At 46.7% G+C, this 15,807-nt stretch carries 15 protein-coding genes; 8 read left to right on the top strand and 7 right to left on the bottom strand.

Features of this window, described 5'->3' with window-relative positions; all coding sequences use genetic code 11:
• Positions 1–6: 6 nt before the first annotated feature.
• The 4 genes from RHEIN_RS08690 to RHEIN_RS08675 form a co-directional block, all read right to left on the bottom strand.
• Positions 7–3,072: a transglycosylase domain-containing protein gene (locus RHEIN_RS08690; RefSeq protein WP_237704350.1), complete on the bottom strand. Its 3,066-nt coding sequence runs from the start codon at positions 3,070–3,072 to the stop codon at positions 7–9.
• Between the two features lie 116 nt (positions 3,073–3,188).
• Positions 3,189–4,031, bottom strand: coding sequence for a hypothetical protein (locus tag RHEIN_RS08685; RefSeq protein WP_008898608.1), 843 nt, complete (start codon positions 4,029–4,031; stop codon positions 3,189–3,191).
• Positions 4,032–4,173: 142 nt separating this feature from the next.
• On the bottom strand, positions 4,174–4,656 hold the full coding sequence (locus tag RHEIN_RS08680) for an FKBP-type peptidyl-prolyl cis-trans isomerase (protein ID WP_008898607.1): 483 nt from the start codon (positions 4,654–4,656) through the stop codon (positions 4,174–4,176).
• 80 nt (positions 4,657–4,736) lie between these two features.
• Positions 4,737–5,582, bottom strand: a complete 846-nt coding sequence (locus tag RHEIN_RS08675) for a zinc-dependent peptidase (protein ID WP_008898606.1) — start codon at positions 5,580–5,582, stop codon at positions 4,737–4,739.
• Between the two features lie 140 nt (positions 5,583–5,722).
• On the opposite strand from RHEIN_RS08675, the gene upp reads away from it, so the two are divergent.
• Positions 5,723–6,376 (top strand): uracil phosphoribosyltransferase, encoded by a 654-nt coding sequence (gene upp, locus RHEIN_RS08670; RefSeq protein WP_008898605.1) that lies wholly within the window; start codon positions 5,723–5,725, stop codon positions 6,374–6,376.
• Positions 6,377–6,387: 11 nt separating this feature from the next.
• On the opposite strand, the gene torT is transcribed toward upp, so the two are convergent.
• Both torT and RHEIN_RS08660 read right to left on the bottom strand, forming a co-directional pair.
• Entirely contained in the window at positions 6,388–7,425 is a 1,038-nt protein-coding gene (gene torT, locus RHEIN_RS08665; protein WP_008898604.1) for a TMAO reductase system periplasmic protein TorT, read from the bottom strand.
• A 70-nt stretch (positions 7,426–7,495) separates the two neighbouring features.
• On the bottom strand, positions 7,496–8,767 hold the full coding sequence (locus tag RHEIN_RS08660; RefSeq protein ID WP_008898603.1) for a DUF3422 family protein: 1,272 nt from the start codon (positions 8,765–8,767) through the stop codon (positions 7,496–7,498).
• Positions 8,768–9,025: 258 nt separating this feature from the next.
• Here RHEIN_RS08660 and RHEIN_RS08655 point away from each other — a divergent pair, with 258 nt between their 5' ends.
• A complete protein-coding gene (locus tag RHEIN_RS08655; protein ID WP_008898602.1) occupies positions 9,026–9,859 on the top strand; it encodes a DNA ligase in 834 nt (277 codons plus the stop codon).
• A 73-nt stretch (positions 9,860–9,932) separates the two neighbouring features.
• Positions 9,933–10,556 carry a LysE family translocator gene (locus RHEIN_RS08650; protein ID WP_008898601.1) on the top strand — a complete coding sequence of 208 codons (624 nt, stop codon included), beginning with the start codon at positions 9,933–9,935 and terminating at the stop codon, positions 10,554–10,556.
• A gap of 24 nt (positions 10,557–10,580) precedes the next feature.
• Here the strand turns inward: RHEIN_RS08650 and RHEIN_RS08645 are convergent, their stop codons facing one another.
• Positions 10,581–11,828, bottom strand: coding sequence for a hypothetical protein (locus RHEIN_RS08645; protein WP_008898600.1), 1,248 nt, complete (start codon positions 11,826–11,828; stop codon positions 10,581–10,583).
• Positions 11,829–11,999: 171 nt separating this feature from the next.
• Here RHEIN_RS08645 and RHEIN_RS08640 point away from each other — a divergent pair, with 171 nt between their 5' ends.
• The 5 genes from RHEIN_RS08640 to RHEIN_RS08620 all read left to right on the top strand — a co-directional run bounded on the left by RHEIN_RS08640 (position 12,000) and on the right by RHEIN_RS08620 (position 15,801).
• Entirely contained in the window at positions 12,000–12,638 is a 639-nt protein-coding gene (locus RHEIN_RS08640) for a methylamine utilization protein (RefSeq protein WP_008898599.1), read from the top strand.
• Between the two features lie 23 nt (positions 12,639–12,661).
• Entirely contained in the window at positions 12,662–13,159 is a 498-nt protein-coding gene (gene tpx, locus RHEIN_RS08635; RefSeq protein ID WP_008898598.1) for a thiol peroxidase, read from the top strand.
• 66 nt (positions 13,160–13,225) lie between these two features.
• The gene (locus RHEIN_RS08630; RefSeq protein WP_008898597.1) at positions 13,226–13,684 is read left to right on the top strand and encodes a GNAT family N-acetyltransferase; all 459 of its coding nucleotides are present in this window, start codon (positions 13,226–13,228) and stop codon (positions 13,682–13,684) included.
• A gap of 135 nt (positions 13,685–13,819) precedes the next feature.
• Positions 13,820–14,404: a hypothetical protein gene (locus RHEIN_RS08625; protein WP_008898596.1), complete on the top strand. Its 585-nt coding sequence runs from the start codon at positions 13,820–13,822 to the stop codon at positions 14,402–14,404.
• Positions 14,405–14,682: 278 nt separating this feature from the next.
• Positions 14,683–15,801 carry a flavin reductase family protein gene (locus tag RHEIN_RS08620; RefSeq protein ID WP_158005475.1) on the top strand — a complete coding sequence of 373 codons (1,119 nt, stop codon included), beginning with the start codon at positions 14,683–14,685 and terminating at the stop codon, positions 15,799–15,801.
• Positions 15,802–15,807 lie beyond the last annotated feature (6 nt).

The raw sequence follows: 15,807 nt of genomic DNA, 5'->3' as shown, positions 1-15,807 counted from the left end.
CCGCGATTAGCGGCACAGTTGACCTTGCTGGATATAAGGGCTCAGTATAGGCGCCATGCCTTTGAGTACCTGCAGCGGTAAGGCTGAAGTGAAACTGAAATCTTCAGCGCCTTTACCCGGAACAAAAGCAGTTAAAGTGCCGAAATGATTCTCTCCCAGATAAAACACAAAAGTTGCAGTGCGGTTGATGGTGGTGGACTGCACAGTGCGGCCACGGATCACCTGGGTTGCCATTTTGTTGTCCCCTGTGCCTGTTTTACCACCTATGACTAAAGGCGAACCATCCGCTTTAGTGAATGACCCTTGTAAACGACGGGCCGTACCACCATCTGCCACTTGCGACAAAGCAAAACGCAGAGCTCTGGCAACTTCAGGTTTCATCACGCGTTGGGCTTCATTCGGCTGGTACTTGAGCTTCACTTCATAAGGTGTATTAGCGGCAAAATGCAGCTGATCCACTCTTACAGTCGGCAGTAACATACCGTCGTTCTGAATAATACCAATCAGCTCTGCCAATGATGCTGGCCTGTCGCCTGAGCTGCCTAAAGCCGTGCCCAGTGACGGCACCAGGTGATCAAAAGCATAACCCAGTTTTTTCCAGCGCTGGTGAATGTCCAGAAAGGCTTCTACCTCCAGCATAATGCGAATACGGGTATCCCTGGCACTGCGGTTCGATGTTCTGAACAACCAGCGGTACACCTGCTGACGTTGCTCTGCTGAAGCATTCACAGCTTCAGTAAAAGTGGCCTGCGGGTTTTGTTGCATAAAACTTAGCAGCCACAACTCCAGCGGGTGGACACGGGCTATATAGCCCTGATCCATCAGACTGAATTTACCAGGACCGTATTTGTTATACAGCTCATCAATGTCTTTGACTGTCAGGTTTTCTTCCGGCAAACGTTGCTGCAAGAAGGCGCTGAATTTTGCAAAGTCAGACTCAGGCAATAAATAGCGGTGCACTGCAGCTAAACGATCCGGCGTTTGTTTTAAACCTTCAAAAAAGGCGTTTAAACGGTCTTCTTCGGTTTTTTTCTGGTACTTACGCCAGAATCGTTGCAGGAAAGAGCTGCCTTCTTTGTCGGCAAAACGACGTAAATACTCTTCACGACGTGGGTCTTTGTCGTTTTTCAGTAATAACGAAGTACTGCCTGCCGTCTGGTAACTACTACTGTAGGAGACGATGTCACGCATAATACGGACAAAAGGCAGGTTGATGGATTCTTTTAACGACTCCAGCACAGTCGGAACTCTGCTGTCTTCCTTTTTCTGGAAGTTGTTAAACACCTGCAAACCACCACCGGTAAAAAAGCGTTCGGCAGGAGAGGCTGAATAAGTGCGTTGTAAAGCGGCATCCAGCATTTTTGATAAATCACGATCGGCCGTATGCGCCATATAAGTGGCAGCCCAGCGGGTTAAATGATCGTTGGGGGCTATCTCCAGGTTCAGCAGATTTTCTGGCAACTCATCAATAAAAGAATCATGCAGCTCGGCCACTATTTCCAGATAAGTGGTCAGCACACGCAGTTTAGCCGTGGAGCCCAGCTCCAGTTTACTGCCTTCGTTTAAGTCAAAAGGCTGGTCAGTATTATCGGTTTGCACCCTTACTCTGTTACCGCCAGGCGTTTTTTCAAATAAGGTAAAGCTGTAGGTCACTTTGTCAGTGTTAGTGGCGCTTAATAGTTTTTCACCTAACAAGCCTACCTTTTCGGCGACTACAGGGGAGGCCAGACTATTCAGGTAATGACTGACTTTTTGTTGCAGTTCATGATGCAAGGACACTTTGGCGGTTAAATCCAGCCTGTCTAAATCGTATAACTGTTGATTCAGCAGGGTACCTAAACGGCCACGGGCTACGTTAATGCCTTTGAGTGTTTGAGCATCCTGTTTAATGCCCGGAGCTTTACCCCCTTTAAACAATAAACGTTGCGACATGGCTGAATCGGCCAGATCTTTATCTATCACCTTTGCATTGGCCAGCACCCGCAAATGGCTGTTGGTCAGTTGTTCTAAATCATCATGACCTTGCAATAAATAATACGAAGGGCGACGCTGGGCTATCATCAGTGCCATCACCTGACGCAAAGCCAGACCCCTTAAGCTTTTGTTTTGCTCTGTAGGTTCAGCATTTAATACCTGATTAAAACGACTAAAGTCGGTACCAAACCAGGCCCATAACGCATCACCCACACCATGCACTTCACCAAAACCCGGGGCTGATGAAAGAGGCACTGAGTTTAAGTAATCCAGCACTACTTCATGCCGTGTTAACGAGGTGTCGGCGCCATACCGATAAGCCCGCACTGAACCCGATACCATCTGCAAAAACTTGTCGGTAAAACTTTGAGTTAAACCCTGAGGCGAGTGACGGTATTTTTCAATTTGAGTGGCGAGTGTACTGCCACCGGCAGATTGGCCTTCTAAATTTAAAACTTTAGTCACCTGAGATACTGCGGCCATCATAAAACGGGGCCAGTCGACAGCCGGGTTAGCGCGGGCAGGGGAGGTTAACAGTTTTCGGTTTTCAATAAACAGCAGGCTGTCACGCACTACGGCAGGAACATCAGCCGGGTGTTTATACACTCGTTGTGGATGAGAAAAAGAAAACAACTCTTCATTCCGGCAGTCGCCAATTAACAAACCACCTTGAGCTTTTTCGCGGTAAGGCGGAAAAAAACCTAACTGAGTGTAAAACAACAGTTCAGGTGAAAAAGCGGCTTGTTGCTCCACCACAAAATTACGTTCAGTTAAAGCTGGAATAAATTTAGCTAACTTTGAATAGCCTAAACGTTGATCAAAAGGCCCTGCTATAGGGTAGGACACTTGTTCTGTCGGGCCAGATTGCAGCTGATAAGTCAGCTTTTTTGCATAAGCACTGATTTCAGTGGATTGGTAATGGGCTGTATACAGCTCGTAAGTCACCAGTGCTGCGCCAGAGATCAACAGCAAAATAAATAACCAGGGGATCAGGCTACGACGACGCGTCTGCTGAATGGCGGGTGCGGCTTGCTCTGACGGTCTTTCGTCACGGTAGTTATCAAATTGCATTTGATTAAAATCTGGTGGGGATGACAAGTTCTTATCCATGAGTTCAGGCAGCTGCCATTTCGTCCGATTTTAACTGGTATAAGCAGGCTTTGCAGCTGAATTTTGTTGAAGTTTTTCGATCAAACATACTGATTTATCTCCATTTACCGCTCTGTCTTGATTTTCGGCTCTGAAGGCGCTTTCAAAACCTTGCCATCAAACCATAAATGAAGACTATGGCGGAAGGCTGGATCGGTCTGAACTTTAGGTATCACAGTATTGATCAGCTCCACTTGTTGTTTGCCCCATTCGCTATTGCTGCAACCCACAGCTCCGGCAATAGGCGCAGGTAACTCGACAATAGGTACATAAACCAGACCTTTGGCCTGTTGTGGTGCTGTTTTATTCAGGTAGGTCAGAATAATGTCGTAGTCCAGAGTGAAATCAATACGACCACTCTGGATCATGTTCAGTAACGCAATGGGTCCATTGTCGCCTGAGCGTATTAACTCATTTTTACGATAAGGTTCCAGTAAGGGTTCTATATCACCATATCTGCGGCCTGCCGCTAGTCCAAGTTTAAAGGTTTTTGCGGCCAGAAGTTTCGCCAATACCAGAGGGGAACCAAACTGCTGAGTCAAATGATCGGCCAGCGCCTGACGGGTAATGACTCCCTGAGGTCTGTACCAATGAGTGGGATTGCTGAACACCGCAGTTTTAGTCGGCTGGGCTCTGTGGATCATGCAAGGAAAGCATAAAGCTTCTCTGTTATTCAGTGCCTGATGAATACGGGGTTGTGGCATCAGTACATTCTGATGGTTGATGTCGGGCAGATGAGTTTGGATACTGGTGAGTAATTGGTCGCATAGGCCTTGTTGGTTAAAAGATCCACCTACTATATGAAAAGGAGGGCCAGTGTTAATTGCCCAGCTTAGCAGTGGTTTTGATGGACTGCCCAGACCGTGTCCGCTAAACAGCAGTACCACAAGGGCTAAAACATATCGCATCAGAACAATGCCTCTGGATTTTCCTTAACATTCTATTAATCTAACCAATGCGCAGCTCAAGGACAAGGTTTAATTCAGTTCAGCAGTTGCAACAGAGCTGCTGAACCAAAAAGTCCGGCTGAAATAAAAGCCTGACTACGACTTAGTGGTGGTGGTGGCCACCTACGCCATGTGCATGACCATGTTCGATTTCTTCTGCAGATGCAGCACGCACATCAATCACATTAATATCAAAACTTAAGGTTTTGCCTGCTAATGGGTGGTTGGTATCCACTTCAGCTTTAAACATGCCCACTTTGACTACAGTAACCTGACGTTGACCTTGTTCTGTATTGACCACGGCCACCATACCCGGTTTCCATTTTTTTGCGCCCATCAGGTGTTTCACCTGAACGCTTTGAATGGAGTCGGCAGCGATCTCGCCATAAGCATCGGCCGGGGCTAAAGTGACGGTAAATTGATCACCGGCCTGATGACCTTCCATTGATTTTTCCAGACCTTCAATCAGGTTACCATGACCTTGCAGGTATAAAACCGGGTCTTGGCTTCTGGAATTTTCTAACACACCAGTTTCATCTGATAAGGTGTAATGAAACTGAACCACTGTATCTTTGGTGATTTGCATTGTCTGTGTATCCGCTGCTTGCTAAAAAAATGGCGGTTATTATTGCGCAATGCCCTTCTAGGGTCGACTTTTTTCTGAGGTTAATGCTGATTTACAGGGTGAGTGTGCACCCAGCCCAATGGATCCAGCGCATAAAAAGATTTTAATTGCTGATACAAAGCCGGATGTTGAGCGGCAAATAAATCAGGTTGTTCAAAAAACACTTCAGAGATCACCGCAAAAAATTCGGCTGGATTAGTGGCAGCATAAGAGTCAAACAAGGTAGGTAAACCCTGAGCCAACTGGCGCTGCAACTGCTCAAACTCTCGGGATAATACCTGTGACCACTCTTGATAAGCTTCTGCACTTCTGAGCAAAGGCGCACCTGTGGCCTGACCTTTGAGTTGATCGAGCTGATGAGCAAATTCATGGATCACCAGATTATGGCCATCGTTGCAGATGGCGGCAGAGTGCAACGTATCCACCCATGACAACACAATCTGGCCAGTTTGCCAGGACTCACCCAAACGAACCTGTGCACTTTCACTGACTACACCCGCAGCATCAGATTGTTGAGCTGGCACCACAAAAGCTGCGGGGTAAATCAGGATTTGCTGCAGTTTTGGATAATAATGAGCAGGTTTATTCAGTAGCAGCAAACAGGCTTGCGCCGCTATAGTGACTTTCATTTCGTCAGTCACAGTTAAACCTGCACAACCGACAAATTGTTTTTCGGCAACAAAAACCTGAATAAGCTTTTTCAGTTGCAACTGCAAATCGGCAGGCAAAGCGCGGAAGTAGGGCATACGCTGCTTGAGAATGTGACGCCAGGCCGCAGGAAAAGGCTGCTGCTGAATTTTTTTCCGGCGATGGCGCCGCCAGGCTGAAGGCAAAAACACCGCAGCCAACACCACTAAGGTCAGTAAAGTTAACAGCAACAAAGGCACAATAAGTGCTCCAAATAAACCCTGATAATGCTGTTATGGCGCCGCTATGGATAAAATCAAGGTCATCTGTTCAGAACAGGTTGCGTCCTGACGGAAAAAAACTATACCCTTTGAATCATACTCAGTGACCGAGCTTTTTTATGAACCTATTTCAGCTGAATTTATCTCCGGGTTTAGTGCACCCGATCTTGTTACAACTGCGTGACCCGGCTATTCAAAAAGACCGGCTGCGTTTTAAGTTTAACTTAGAGCGTTTAGGTTTTTTACTGGCAGCAGAACTGGCAAAAACTCTGCCGGTACAAAAGGTTGAAGTAGAAACCGTACTGGGGAAAACCGAAATCCCAGTGCCACAGCAGCCTCCTGTGCTAGTGACTGTGTTAAGAGCTGGCCTGGCATTTTATCAGGGTTTTGCTAATGCCTTTGACGACGCTGACAGCGGCTTTATTGGTGCTTATCGGGTAGAAGGCGAAAGCGCTGAACAACTTGAAATCCGGATGAATTATGCCGCTTTGCCTGATTTAACAGGCCGTGATTTAATTTTGATAGACCCTATGCTGGCTACAGGCTGCTCTTTGCTTAAAGTCTGGCAACTGATTGCAAGTCAGGCCACTCCCCGTTCTGTGCATGTAGCAGCGGCCATCGCTGCACCTGAAGGCGTAGCGGCTTTGCAGCAGCATTTACCCGAAAACAGTTATTTATGGTTAGGTGCTTTGGATCAGCAATTGAATGAACAGGCCTATATAGTGCCGGGTTTGGGTGATGCCGGAGATTTATGTTTTGGCCCCAAACTCTGATGCTGAAAAGACTAAGGGCTTAAAGGCTGGCGGATCATCCATTGCTGTTTTGGCGCTATGATCTGCTGCAAAGACAATAGCTTTATGTTGTGCTGATCCAAAATCCGTATTTGCGGGCTGACTTGTTTGGCGTAAGCTTGTTTTTCCAGAATACGTAAAGCCAAATCTATACTGATACGGGCCTGGATCACAGGTGAATCTGTAGCTGCTGCCAGCAGTTGACCTGCCTGCAACAGCCTCATCACTTCAGGGTTGGCGTAATAGGCCATGACATGAGTTGTGGCCTGCTGTTCGGTCGAAAGAAAACTTTGAGTAACGGCAGCAGCCACTGCATTTGCCAGCACATAATGGGGTTGTTCACGGCTAAATAGTTGCCGAACTAAAGTGGCCTGCGAAAAATTGTCGGTAGCGCCATAACCACCATGTAAAAGTTTCACCTCTGAGCCTTGCACTGTTTGCTTTAATCCCCGCTCTGCGTCCTGTACCCATGCCGCCTGGGCTGGTCCGGGAAACCAGGCCAACCGCATGGCCTGTTGTTGGTTATGCTGACGCAGATAAAGCATGCTTTTAGTTGCCATATCAGCAAAAGATACAGACGAGCGGGCAGATATTGCATCACTATTGATGCCGTTAATTAAATCAATAACAGGAATACCAGCATCTTTTAGCTGCAAAATTAAATCATTTAAACCTTCGCTGGAAATAGCGCCAATGATCAGCGCGTCAGCTTTATTGCTGACGCAATCCAGCAATTGTTGACGTTGACGTGGCAGGTTCTCATAACCTCCTGCTTCATAAATTCCGAGTTGTACTCCCTGACGTTTAGCTTCTTCCGCTAAGCCCCAGGACACGCCCCACCAGTAATGATCTTTACCATGGGGCAATAAAGCACAGAGCCGCCATGCTTTACTGACACTTTGTAGTGGTTGGTACTCCAGTGCTTGACCGTCGGCTTTTACTTCAACCGGAAACCAGTTTTGCTCTGCAGATAAAGAGGTACTAAGTGCTGAACAGAGCACCAGGCTGATCCGCAAAAACGCTTTGAACATGGAACCTCCTGTTATATCTGCTTCAAACTATAGAAGATTTCACTGTGATACGATTTGTCTTTTTTTAGTATTAGTGTTCTGCCAGTTTTTTCCGCAAATGCCAGAAATACCAAAGCACCATAGAGACCACCACCGGAATACTGACAGATTCAATAGTTTTGGCTGGCCACTGAGGGATCCAATGCACTATAGCTTCCTGAGCTTTGGTTAAGAGTTGCAGCGAATAGTAGCTGATGGCGACCACAGACAAACGTTCGACCGCACTTTGTAATTTCAGCTGCAAGTGGGCTCTTTTGTCCATAGAGGACAACAAGGTCTGATTTTGCCATGCCAGTTTTAAATTGATTTGAGTGCGCAGTAACTCAGTGGAGCGCCCCAGACGTTCTGCCAGTTGTTGCTGGCGTTTTAATACAGATTGAGCGGTACGCCAAGCCGGAGTTAAACGTCGTTCGGTAAAATGCTGCAACGACATCAGCCCTTCAACGGGTTCTTCATCCAGACTTTTTAATCTGTCCAGCGTCAGTTGGTAGTAAGCATGACTGGCCTGTAATCTGCTGCTGTTTTCCGAGATCTGATGTTCTGTCTGAGCCGCCAGTTGGATCAGTTCATCCAGCAGTTGTTCATCATTGCCTTGTTTTTGCTCGATACGGGAAGTGATCACCGCCAGTTGCTGCTCCTGTTGCGGCAACTGATGCAATGCCAGCTTGCAATAAGGCCAGGCCAGCAGGGCCAGTTTACGGTAGTTGCCCAAATCAAACAGCTGCTGTACCAAAGCACCCAAAGCACTGCGGCTTAATCCTTTGTCCAGCACCAGCATACGGCCAGCACCTTCATTGTGTTTACGAAAATCTGTCCAGATCCGAGCTTTGCCGTTAAATACCATACTGCTGATTAGGTGTTCACTGACAAAAAGCTCTGCCGGGTCTTTTGCTATCAGTTGAGCGGGTTGCACTATGCTCATCTGCACCACCCGGAATAACTGGCCGGGTAAGCTGGCAAACCAGTGTGGATCCGGCACTAAATCCTCTGGATCACAAAACAGACTGGACGCAGCACCGGGCCGGATGAAAGTGTAAGTAGAAAATTCGTTGTGCCGCTCCCAGCGCAGCCAACTGCTGCCAAGCTGCAGGTTGCAGTCTTGCTCATGGAGTTCGAGATCTTTGCCATGTTGCTGCGCCAGTTGCTGCATGGCCTGATATTCAGCACTGCGTGAGGTGCCCGACAGCGTCAGCACAAACTGACAAAGCTGACAGGGTGAGTCCAGAGCCGGAAAAAAGCGTTGCTGTAATTCTTGTTCCAGCAAATCGCGTTGCGGGTGTTGGCGTAAATAAAGCTGAACCATAACAGACTCCCAAACGAATGGATAAACCAGCCACAAAACAGAAGCAGTATCTATACCCATGCATGACAGCCAGATGTCAATTAATTGATTTTATTGGTAAATTTATTATTTTCGGACCGGGTTTATTATAAAAAACAACAGCTTGATGTTCTCTTAGTGCACAAGAGGGCACTAAAAAAGTGCATTTTAGTTAACATTTTATTTTCAAATAAAACAGGGCTACAGTTAAAATGGAAACACAACAAAGAGGATAAACAAATGCGAATTTTGTATTTATCGCTGTGTTGTACGGCCATGCTGACAACGGCACCGGCTTTTGCTTTAAGCAGCTTACCCCAGTTACAACTGGCTCAGTCTTATCAGCAGCACCAAGCCATCTCTGCGTTTTGGATCAGCGAAAAGCTTGATGGTGTCAGAGCCTTTTGGGATGGCAAGCAGCTGCGTAGTCGCAGTGGGCAGTGGATAAAGTTGCCGGATCATTTAGTGAAACAATTGCCTGACTTTGCGTTGGATGCTGAGTTATGGGCGGGCAGGGGCAAGTTTCAGCAAGTGATGCAGGCGTTGCAGCACGATGCTGGCAGTGCAGACTGGCAAAATATCCGGCTGATGGTATTTGATGCGCCAACACAGCAGGGCACTTTTACAGAGCGTCTGCAGTTTTTACGGCAGCAACTACCAGAGAATGCTTTTGTAGAGTTGCTGGAGCAGAAACAATTGCAAACCAAGGCTGAACTGAATGAGTGGTTGCATCAAGTGGTGGCCGCAGGCGGCGAAGGATTGATGTTGCATCGCGCTGATGCGTTTTATCAAAGCGGGCGGGTCAGTCATTTGCAGAAATTAAAACTTGCGGAAGACGCCGAAGCCAGGGTAGTGGCGCATTTACCGGGCAAAGGCCAGTTCAGTGGCATGTTAGGTGCGTTATTGGTGGAATTGCCAGATGGCAGGCGTTTTAAGTTGGGCTCAGGTTTTAGTGTGGAAGAGCGAAAAAATCCGCCGGAAATAGGGCGGCTGGTGACTTTTCAGTACCATGGTCTGACGCATAAAGGCACACCTCGTTTTGCCGTTTTTGTTCGCGAGCGACCAGAGCAGTAAAAAGCCAGTCGGCGCTACTTGCCGACACCAGTGTTCAGCGCCAGAATAGCCATCTTCAGCTGATGAGGTAGCTATGGTAAATCTGGCCTTGATGGGCGCTTTTATTCCGACTTTTTTATTTGTTTCAGTCACACCTGGTATGTGTATGACCTTGGCGATGACGCTTGGAATGACGCAGGGCGTGCGCCGTACTTTATGGATGATGTGGGGCGAAATGTTAGGTGTGGCTTTGGTTGCCATTTTGGCTGTTTGTGGAGTTGCAGCAATAATGCTGCAATTTCCGACTGTTTTTCAGTGGTTTAAAATTGCTGGTGCTTTATTTTTGGCTTATATCGGCTGGCAAATGTGGTGGGCCAAAGGCAAATTAGCTATTCCACAAGCTGGTATTAGCCGGGAGTTATTGCCACGACGCACTTTATTTAGTCAGGGGTTTGTTACTGCTGTGTCTAACCCTAAAGGCTGGGCTTTTCATATGGCCTTGTTACCGCCTTTTATCGATAGCCAATTGGCGTTCTGGCCTCAACTGCTGGTATTGGTCTTTCTTATTATTTTAATGGAGTTTCTGTCTATGCTGCTGTACGCAAGTGGTGGTAAAGCGTTAGGCGCATTTTTCCAGCAACAAAATAAAGTGCAGTGGCTTAACCGTATTGCTGCCAGTTTAATGTTTGCTGTAGCGCTTTGGATGCTGTTGGGTTAACAACAGCTTCGTATACAGTGTTACTTACCAGCGATAGCCCAAAATCAGACTGCTGGAACGCTGTTTTGCATGCGCCTGCCAGCCCACCCATTGGGTTCTGTTTGGTTGGAAACTGCTTAAAGTGCTGTGTTCCAGCGCCAGATTCAGATGTTCTGTCCACTGATAGGTCCAGTTAAAAGTCCAGCTGTGGCCTTTACCGTTGTTGTCATCGGTTAAGCTTTGATCTTTATCTGTCACTTCAAAATGATCGTAGCGGGCGCTGATGCTGTGTTGTTCCAACTGATAATTCAGCATCAGGTAATTGCTTTGATAGTCTGCAACTACTGTCTGTTCACCCATAGCTGTGTCGCCTTTCAGATACTGCGCCAGCAATCGCCATTCTTCTGTCAGTTGATGTTGAAAAGCGAGGCTGAGGAAACGGGTATCCCAGGCATATTGCCCATCTTTAAAGGTCGTAGGTTCGCCTCTGTTGTCGTACCAATACAACCGCATTTCGGTTTGATCTTTATGCAGCCAGTGCAGTCCTGTGTAATAGCCGGTTTTATGATCCAGTTCGCGGTTAGGTTCAACCCAGGCTGGTTGCAGTTCAATTTCTCCACCCGCAGCTATGCTGGGGTAATTGGCAAAGTGAACCCGCTCACCAATGCTGGTTTGCAGGTTATGCAAGGCAAAACCACGCCAGGTTAAAATGGAACCCGCCGGATCATTGCCCTGAAACAAAGCGCCTACCCACTGAACACTATGGTCTGATTTAAAAAAACGCCCGGGCCTGCTGACAGATAGTTCAACAGCTCTGGTTTTAATTTCTTCCGCTATCCAGCTGTTAATGGCGGAAAACGAATTTGTATAAGGTGAAGTCCAGGCTAAGTCGGTGTTTTCCAACGACATAGCAGGGTAAAAAATCCCGGCTCTGCCGCGCACTCTGTAGCCGGAAACAGGTAAAGGGCTCCAGTTGATCCAGGCCTCAGTGATACCAAAACCAGCTTCAGGTGCTCTGTGCCACTGGGCATGCACTGTGGCTGAAAAGTCGGAATCGGTTTCCAGCTGGGCCACCAGATACGCAGGGCCAACCCCTGCTTCGGAGTGACTGCCAAACTGACCTGTGCCTTGTTGCCACCATGGTTTTAAATAATGGGCTGTATCATTTTGTTTATTCAGGTAAAATTCGCCACGACCTTGCAGGCTTAGCTGTTCAGAAGCCGTTGCTGCAGTACTCAAAAATAATGCAGGGAGCAGCTTGATAGAAAAGTGAGCAAAACGGGCAGTGGACATCCTGTGTTCCTTATTTAGTATTCTGCCTTGAGAATAGCAGTTTGCAGCTTCTGATAAAAACAGCCAGCACAACAAAGTTTCAGCCGCTTTAGCTGGCATAAGATGACAAGAGGATTAAACTGCTTTAGTTTAATCAGACTTTTGTCTGCTCTGGCCCCGGAGAACTAGTGAATGACTACTTTAGCCCGTTTTTTTTCTGCTTGTCTATTGTTGTGTTGTAGCCTTGGATCTGCGGCTGCAGTTCAAATTACTGTGACTGATCAGCAGGGCCAACCTCTTGAAGATGCGGTTGTAGAGCTGCTGGATCCTGCTAACCTTCAGTTTGCGCAAAAAAAAGCTGAAGTGAAGCAACAGGACCTGACATTTATTCCTTTTGTTTCCGCTTATCAGACAGGCACCTCTGTTGATTTTCCTAATCTGGATAAAACCCGCCATCATGTCTATTCGTTTTCTCCAGCCAAGGTGTTTGAGCTAAAACTCTATGCCAATAAACCTGAAGCCCCTGTGGTCGTCGATCAGGCTGGAATTATTGCGTTGGGTTGTAATATTCATGACTATATGCAGGCTTATATTTATGTTGGTGACAGTCCGTTTCTGCAGGTAACAGATGATAAAGGGCAGGCGAACTTTACCGGTGTGCCGGATGGTAATTATCAGTTAAAGCTCTGGCATCCATGGCAAAATGCCGATTGGGTGACTCAGCAGGTACAAATTCAAGATGGTCAGCTGATGAATTATCAGTTGGCTATTACCGCTCAGGAGAAACCAAAGAAACCGAAAAAAGGTTTTGGTGCTTCCTATACCCCTTAAATTATTCATCAAGGAGCCGATTTATGGCCACAGTAACGTTAAAAGGTAATCCAATTCAGACCATAGGTGATTTGCCGGCAGTGGGCAGCAAAGCCCCTGATTTCACTTTAACTGGTGCAGGTTTAGCTGATTTAAAACTGGCAGATTTTGCTGGTCAGCGTGTGGTACTGAACATTTTCCCAAGTGTGGATACGCCAACTTGTGCGACCTCTGTCCGTACTTTTAACAAAGCTTTATCTGGTTTAAGCAACACAGCAGTTGTCTGTATTTCTGCTGATTTACCTTTTGCTCAGGCGCGTTTTTGTGGTGCTGAAGGTTTAGAGCAAGTGAAAAACGGTTCAAGTTTCCGCAGCTCATTTGGCAAAGATTATGGCGTGGAATTTTCTACTGGACCTCTGACCGGTTTATTGTCCCGTGCTGTTGTAGTGATAGGCACTGATGGCACTGTGTTATATACAGAGCAAGTGGCTGAAACTGCAGATGAACCTTCGTATGAAGGCGCATTGGCTGTATTAAATTAAAGTGATGGGATCAGAGTTTCTGACTCTGATCCCGTTATTTATACCCAATACCTTCAATAGAATTTTATGATGCTTATTAAACCTCTTGATCCCTTATCTGCCGCGGCTGCACATCTATTAGCTTTATCTGACGCTTATATGGCGTCTTTATACCCTGCTGAAAGTAATCATATGGAAAGCTCAAATGCGCTGGCTTTGCCTAATGTATTGTTTTTAGGAGCTTATCTGGATGACGAATTAGCAGGCTGTGGTGCTGTTAAAATAATGTCTGATGATGGTCTTTATGGTGAAATTAAGCGGGTTTATGTACTGGACGCCTACAGAGGCCGTGGTGTGTCGAAACTGCTTATGCAAGCGCTGGAAGCTTATCTTCTTGAGCAAAAGGTCCCGCTGGCACGGCTTGAAACCGGTATTTCCCAGCCTGAAGCTCTGGGGTTGTACGAAAAGTTGGGTTACCAGTACAGAGCGCCTTTTGCGTCTTATCAGTTGGATCCTCTGAGCGTTTTTATGGAAAAAACGCTGTAATTCTTAGATTATTTATCCGTCCCCAAAATAGTTCTGGTGATAATCTCATTTTTTGGGCTAAGCTCCTTGTGCCTGATTGGTGTACATCCATTCAGGCTTGCTACTCAGAATTCACAAAAACAAGGAGTTTGCTTTATGCATTTTTATTCACCACAGTTATGGATACTGCTAGCGGCCTCATTGCTGGCAGGTTGCAGCACTTTACCTTCCTCCACACCACCAGAACCAACACAAACAGTTCACACTACTGATCAGACAACAGAATGTGTGGGCAGCATTCAGGCACCTGCTGTTGGCTTAGAAGCCATCTCAGATCCGGAGCTGTTGCAATCCGCATTAGGGCAGCCTGACAAAGGCCAGCTTTGTAAGGGGCAGGTGTTTGTAGCTACAGCTCCTGTCACTGTGTATCGGGTTTGGGATCAGGCTAAAAGTTATACATTGTATGGTCGCTGGTGGTCTTTTAGTTTGCCGCAAGGCCCAACGGATCAGTACAGAGAAGCCAATGCTATTTGTCCCAGCTGGAGTGTACTCAACCAAATGAGCAGTTGTACCTTAAAAGTCGGCAGTAAAATTGTAGTAGGGCCTGGCCAAAGTGCGGATTGCGGGGATGGGCTGGTTTATCCTCAGTCTGCAGTGAATCAGGTATATATCAATAACGATTCCCGTAACAATGTGCTGTGGGTTGAAAACTGCGATGCTGGTAGCAACTGGCCGCACTAAAAGCCTGAGTTTTCATACCTCACTCTGGTGTTGCTGTAAAAGCCGTTTTGTCTGAAGACTGACGGCTTGTGTTCCAGCTTCCTTCTATTTTCCTTTTTAAATGAATAAAGATTACATCTGTTCACTCAAATCCGTTTTTTATACTCATTTTAATAACTAATAAATTTGTTTTAATTCAGTGAATTGATGTTTTTTTAATGTGTTTTCAGGACTTGGAAGTGGAGTTTTACTTATTTTTAGTGTACAACTGTGCGCTGAAAATAAGTGGAAGGACCAGTGTGAACAAAACGATCTCTTTATGGGGCCAAAGCCTCTATCGCCAATTTAGTTTAATGCTGGCCAATCAGCCGAAGCTGAGTTATTACCTGCATCCTCTGCTGCGTTGGAATAAGCCTGGGGTGCATCCGGATTATCACAGTGCCCGTATTGTTGATTTTCGCTGGGAAACCGATCAGATGCTGAGTGTCTGGTTAGAGCCTGCTGCTTCCTGGTCTGGTTTTACTGCCGGGCAACATCTGTTAGTGACTATGATGCATCAGGGCCGCTATATCAGCCGCAGTTTCAGTATCAGCTCTTCTGCAGCTTTGTTTACACAGCAAAAGCAAATCCGCATCAGTTGTCGTATTCAGCCACAAGGTGAGTTTACCCAAGCTTTGGCTGCTGGCATTGCCGCATTACCCCATTTGAGTATCAGTGACGCTATGGGAGATTTTGTACTTGAACCTAAAGCTAATTCGGCGCTTGAACAGAGCATAGTGATGGTCGCTGCAGGCTCTGGTATTACACCACTCTGGTCCATGCTAAGCAGTTTACGCTGCTGGACTTCGCCCATTGTGTTGTTTTATTGCGTAAAAACTGCGGTACAGGCTGCGTTTTTAACTGAACTGAACCAGCTGGCTGCAAAACAGCCTTTATTTAAGGTACAGCTGATTGAAACAGCAATGACAGGCCGACTGAACTTAGTCCAAAGGTTACAAACCCACACCAATTTTTCTTTGCAAAAAGCTCTGTACTATTTTTGTGGCCCAGAGGCTATGAGTCGTCAATTCATTGATGACCTGATACAGCAGGGCGTGTCTGCAACTGCCATTCATACCGAGTTGTTTGGCTTAGCGCGGGGGGGATCTGAAGGTCCGGTTAAACAAGCTTTGATGATACAGCAGGGCAAAGTGATTAGCGTGGACGTTGCTGCTGGTGTGCCTTTGTTGCAGGCCGCAGAGCAACAAGGACTTAGTCCTCGTTTTGGTTGCCGGATAGGGGTTTGTTATCAGTGTGTGTGTCAGAAAAAATCAGGCCAGGTGCTGAATTTACGCACCGGGCAAATCTCAGGTGATGGCCCTGAACAAATTCAGTTGTGTATCAGCGCAGCGCACAGCGATCTGCAAATAGAGTTATAGGGTGAC

The organism is Rheinheimera sp. A13L, from assembly GCF_000217935.1.
Classification (GTDB): Bacteria; Pseudomonadota; Gammaproteobacteria; order Enterobacterales; family Alteromonadaceae; genus Pararheinheimera.
The sequence above is the reverse complement of the archived record's forward strand: the minus strand, read 5'-3'. Positions and strand labels throughout refer to the sequence as shown.

Excerpts from the sequence above, each read along its gene's own strand:
- RHEIN_RS08685 (WP_008898608.1), bottom strand. The coding sequence starts at position 4,031 with ATGCGATATGTTTTAGCCCTTGTGGTACTGCTGTTTAGCGGACACGGT.
- RHEIN_RS08680 (WP_008898607.1), bottom strand. The coding sequence starts at position 4,656 with ATGCAAATCACCAAAGATACAGTGGTTCAGTTTCATTACACCTTATCA.
- upp (WP_008898605.1), top strand. The coding sequence starts at position 5,723 with ATGAACCTATTTCAGCTGAATTTATCTCCGGGTTTAGTGCACCCGATC.
- torT (WP_008898604.1), bottom strand. The coding sequence starts at position 7,425 with ATGTTCAAAGCGTTTTTGCGGATCAGCCTGGTGCTCTGTTCAGCACTT.
- RHEIN_RS08660 (WP_008898603.1), bottom strand. The coding sequence starts at position 8,767 with ATGGTTCAGCTTTATTTACGCCAACACCCGCAACGCGATTTGCTGGAA.
- RHEIN_RS08655 (WP_008898602.1), top strand. The coding sequence starts at position 9,026 with ATGCGAATTTTGTATTTATCGCTGTGTTGTACGGCCATGCTGACAACG.
- RHEIN_RS08650 (WP_008898601.1), top strand. The coding sequence starts at position 9,933 with ATGGTAAATCTGGCCTTGATGGGCGCTTTTATTCCGACTTTTTTATTT.
- RHEIN_RS08645 (WP_008898600.1), bottom strand. The coding sequence starts at position 11,828 with ATGTCCACTGCCCGTTTTGCTCACTTTTCTATCAAGCTGCTCCCTGCA.
- RHEIN_RS08640 (WP_008898599.1), top strand. The coding sequence starts at position 12,000 with ATGACTACTTTAGCCCGTTTTTTTTCTGCTTGTCTATTGTTGTGTTGT.
- tpx (WP_008898598.1), top strand. The coding sequence starts at position 12,662 with ATGGCCACAGTAACGTTAAAAGGTAATCCAATTCAGACCATAGGTGAT.
- RHEIN_RS08630 (WP_008898597.1), top strand. The coding sequence starts at position 13,226 with ATGATGCTTATTAAACCTCTTGATCCCTTATCTGCCGCGGCTGCACAT.
- RHEIN_RS08625 (WP_008898596.1), top strand. The coding sequence starts at position 13,820 with ATGCATTTTTATTCACCACAGTTATGGATACTGCTAGCGGCCTCATTG.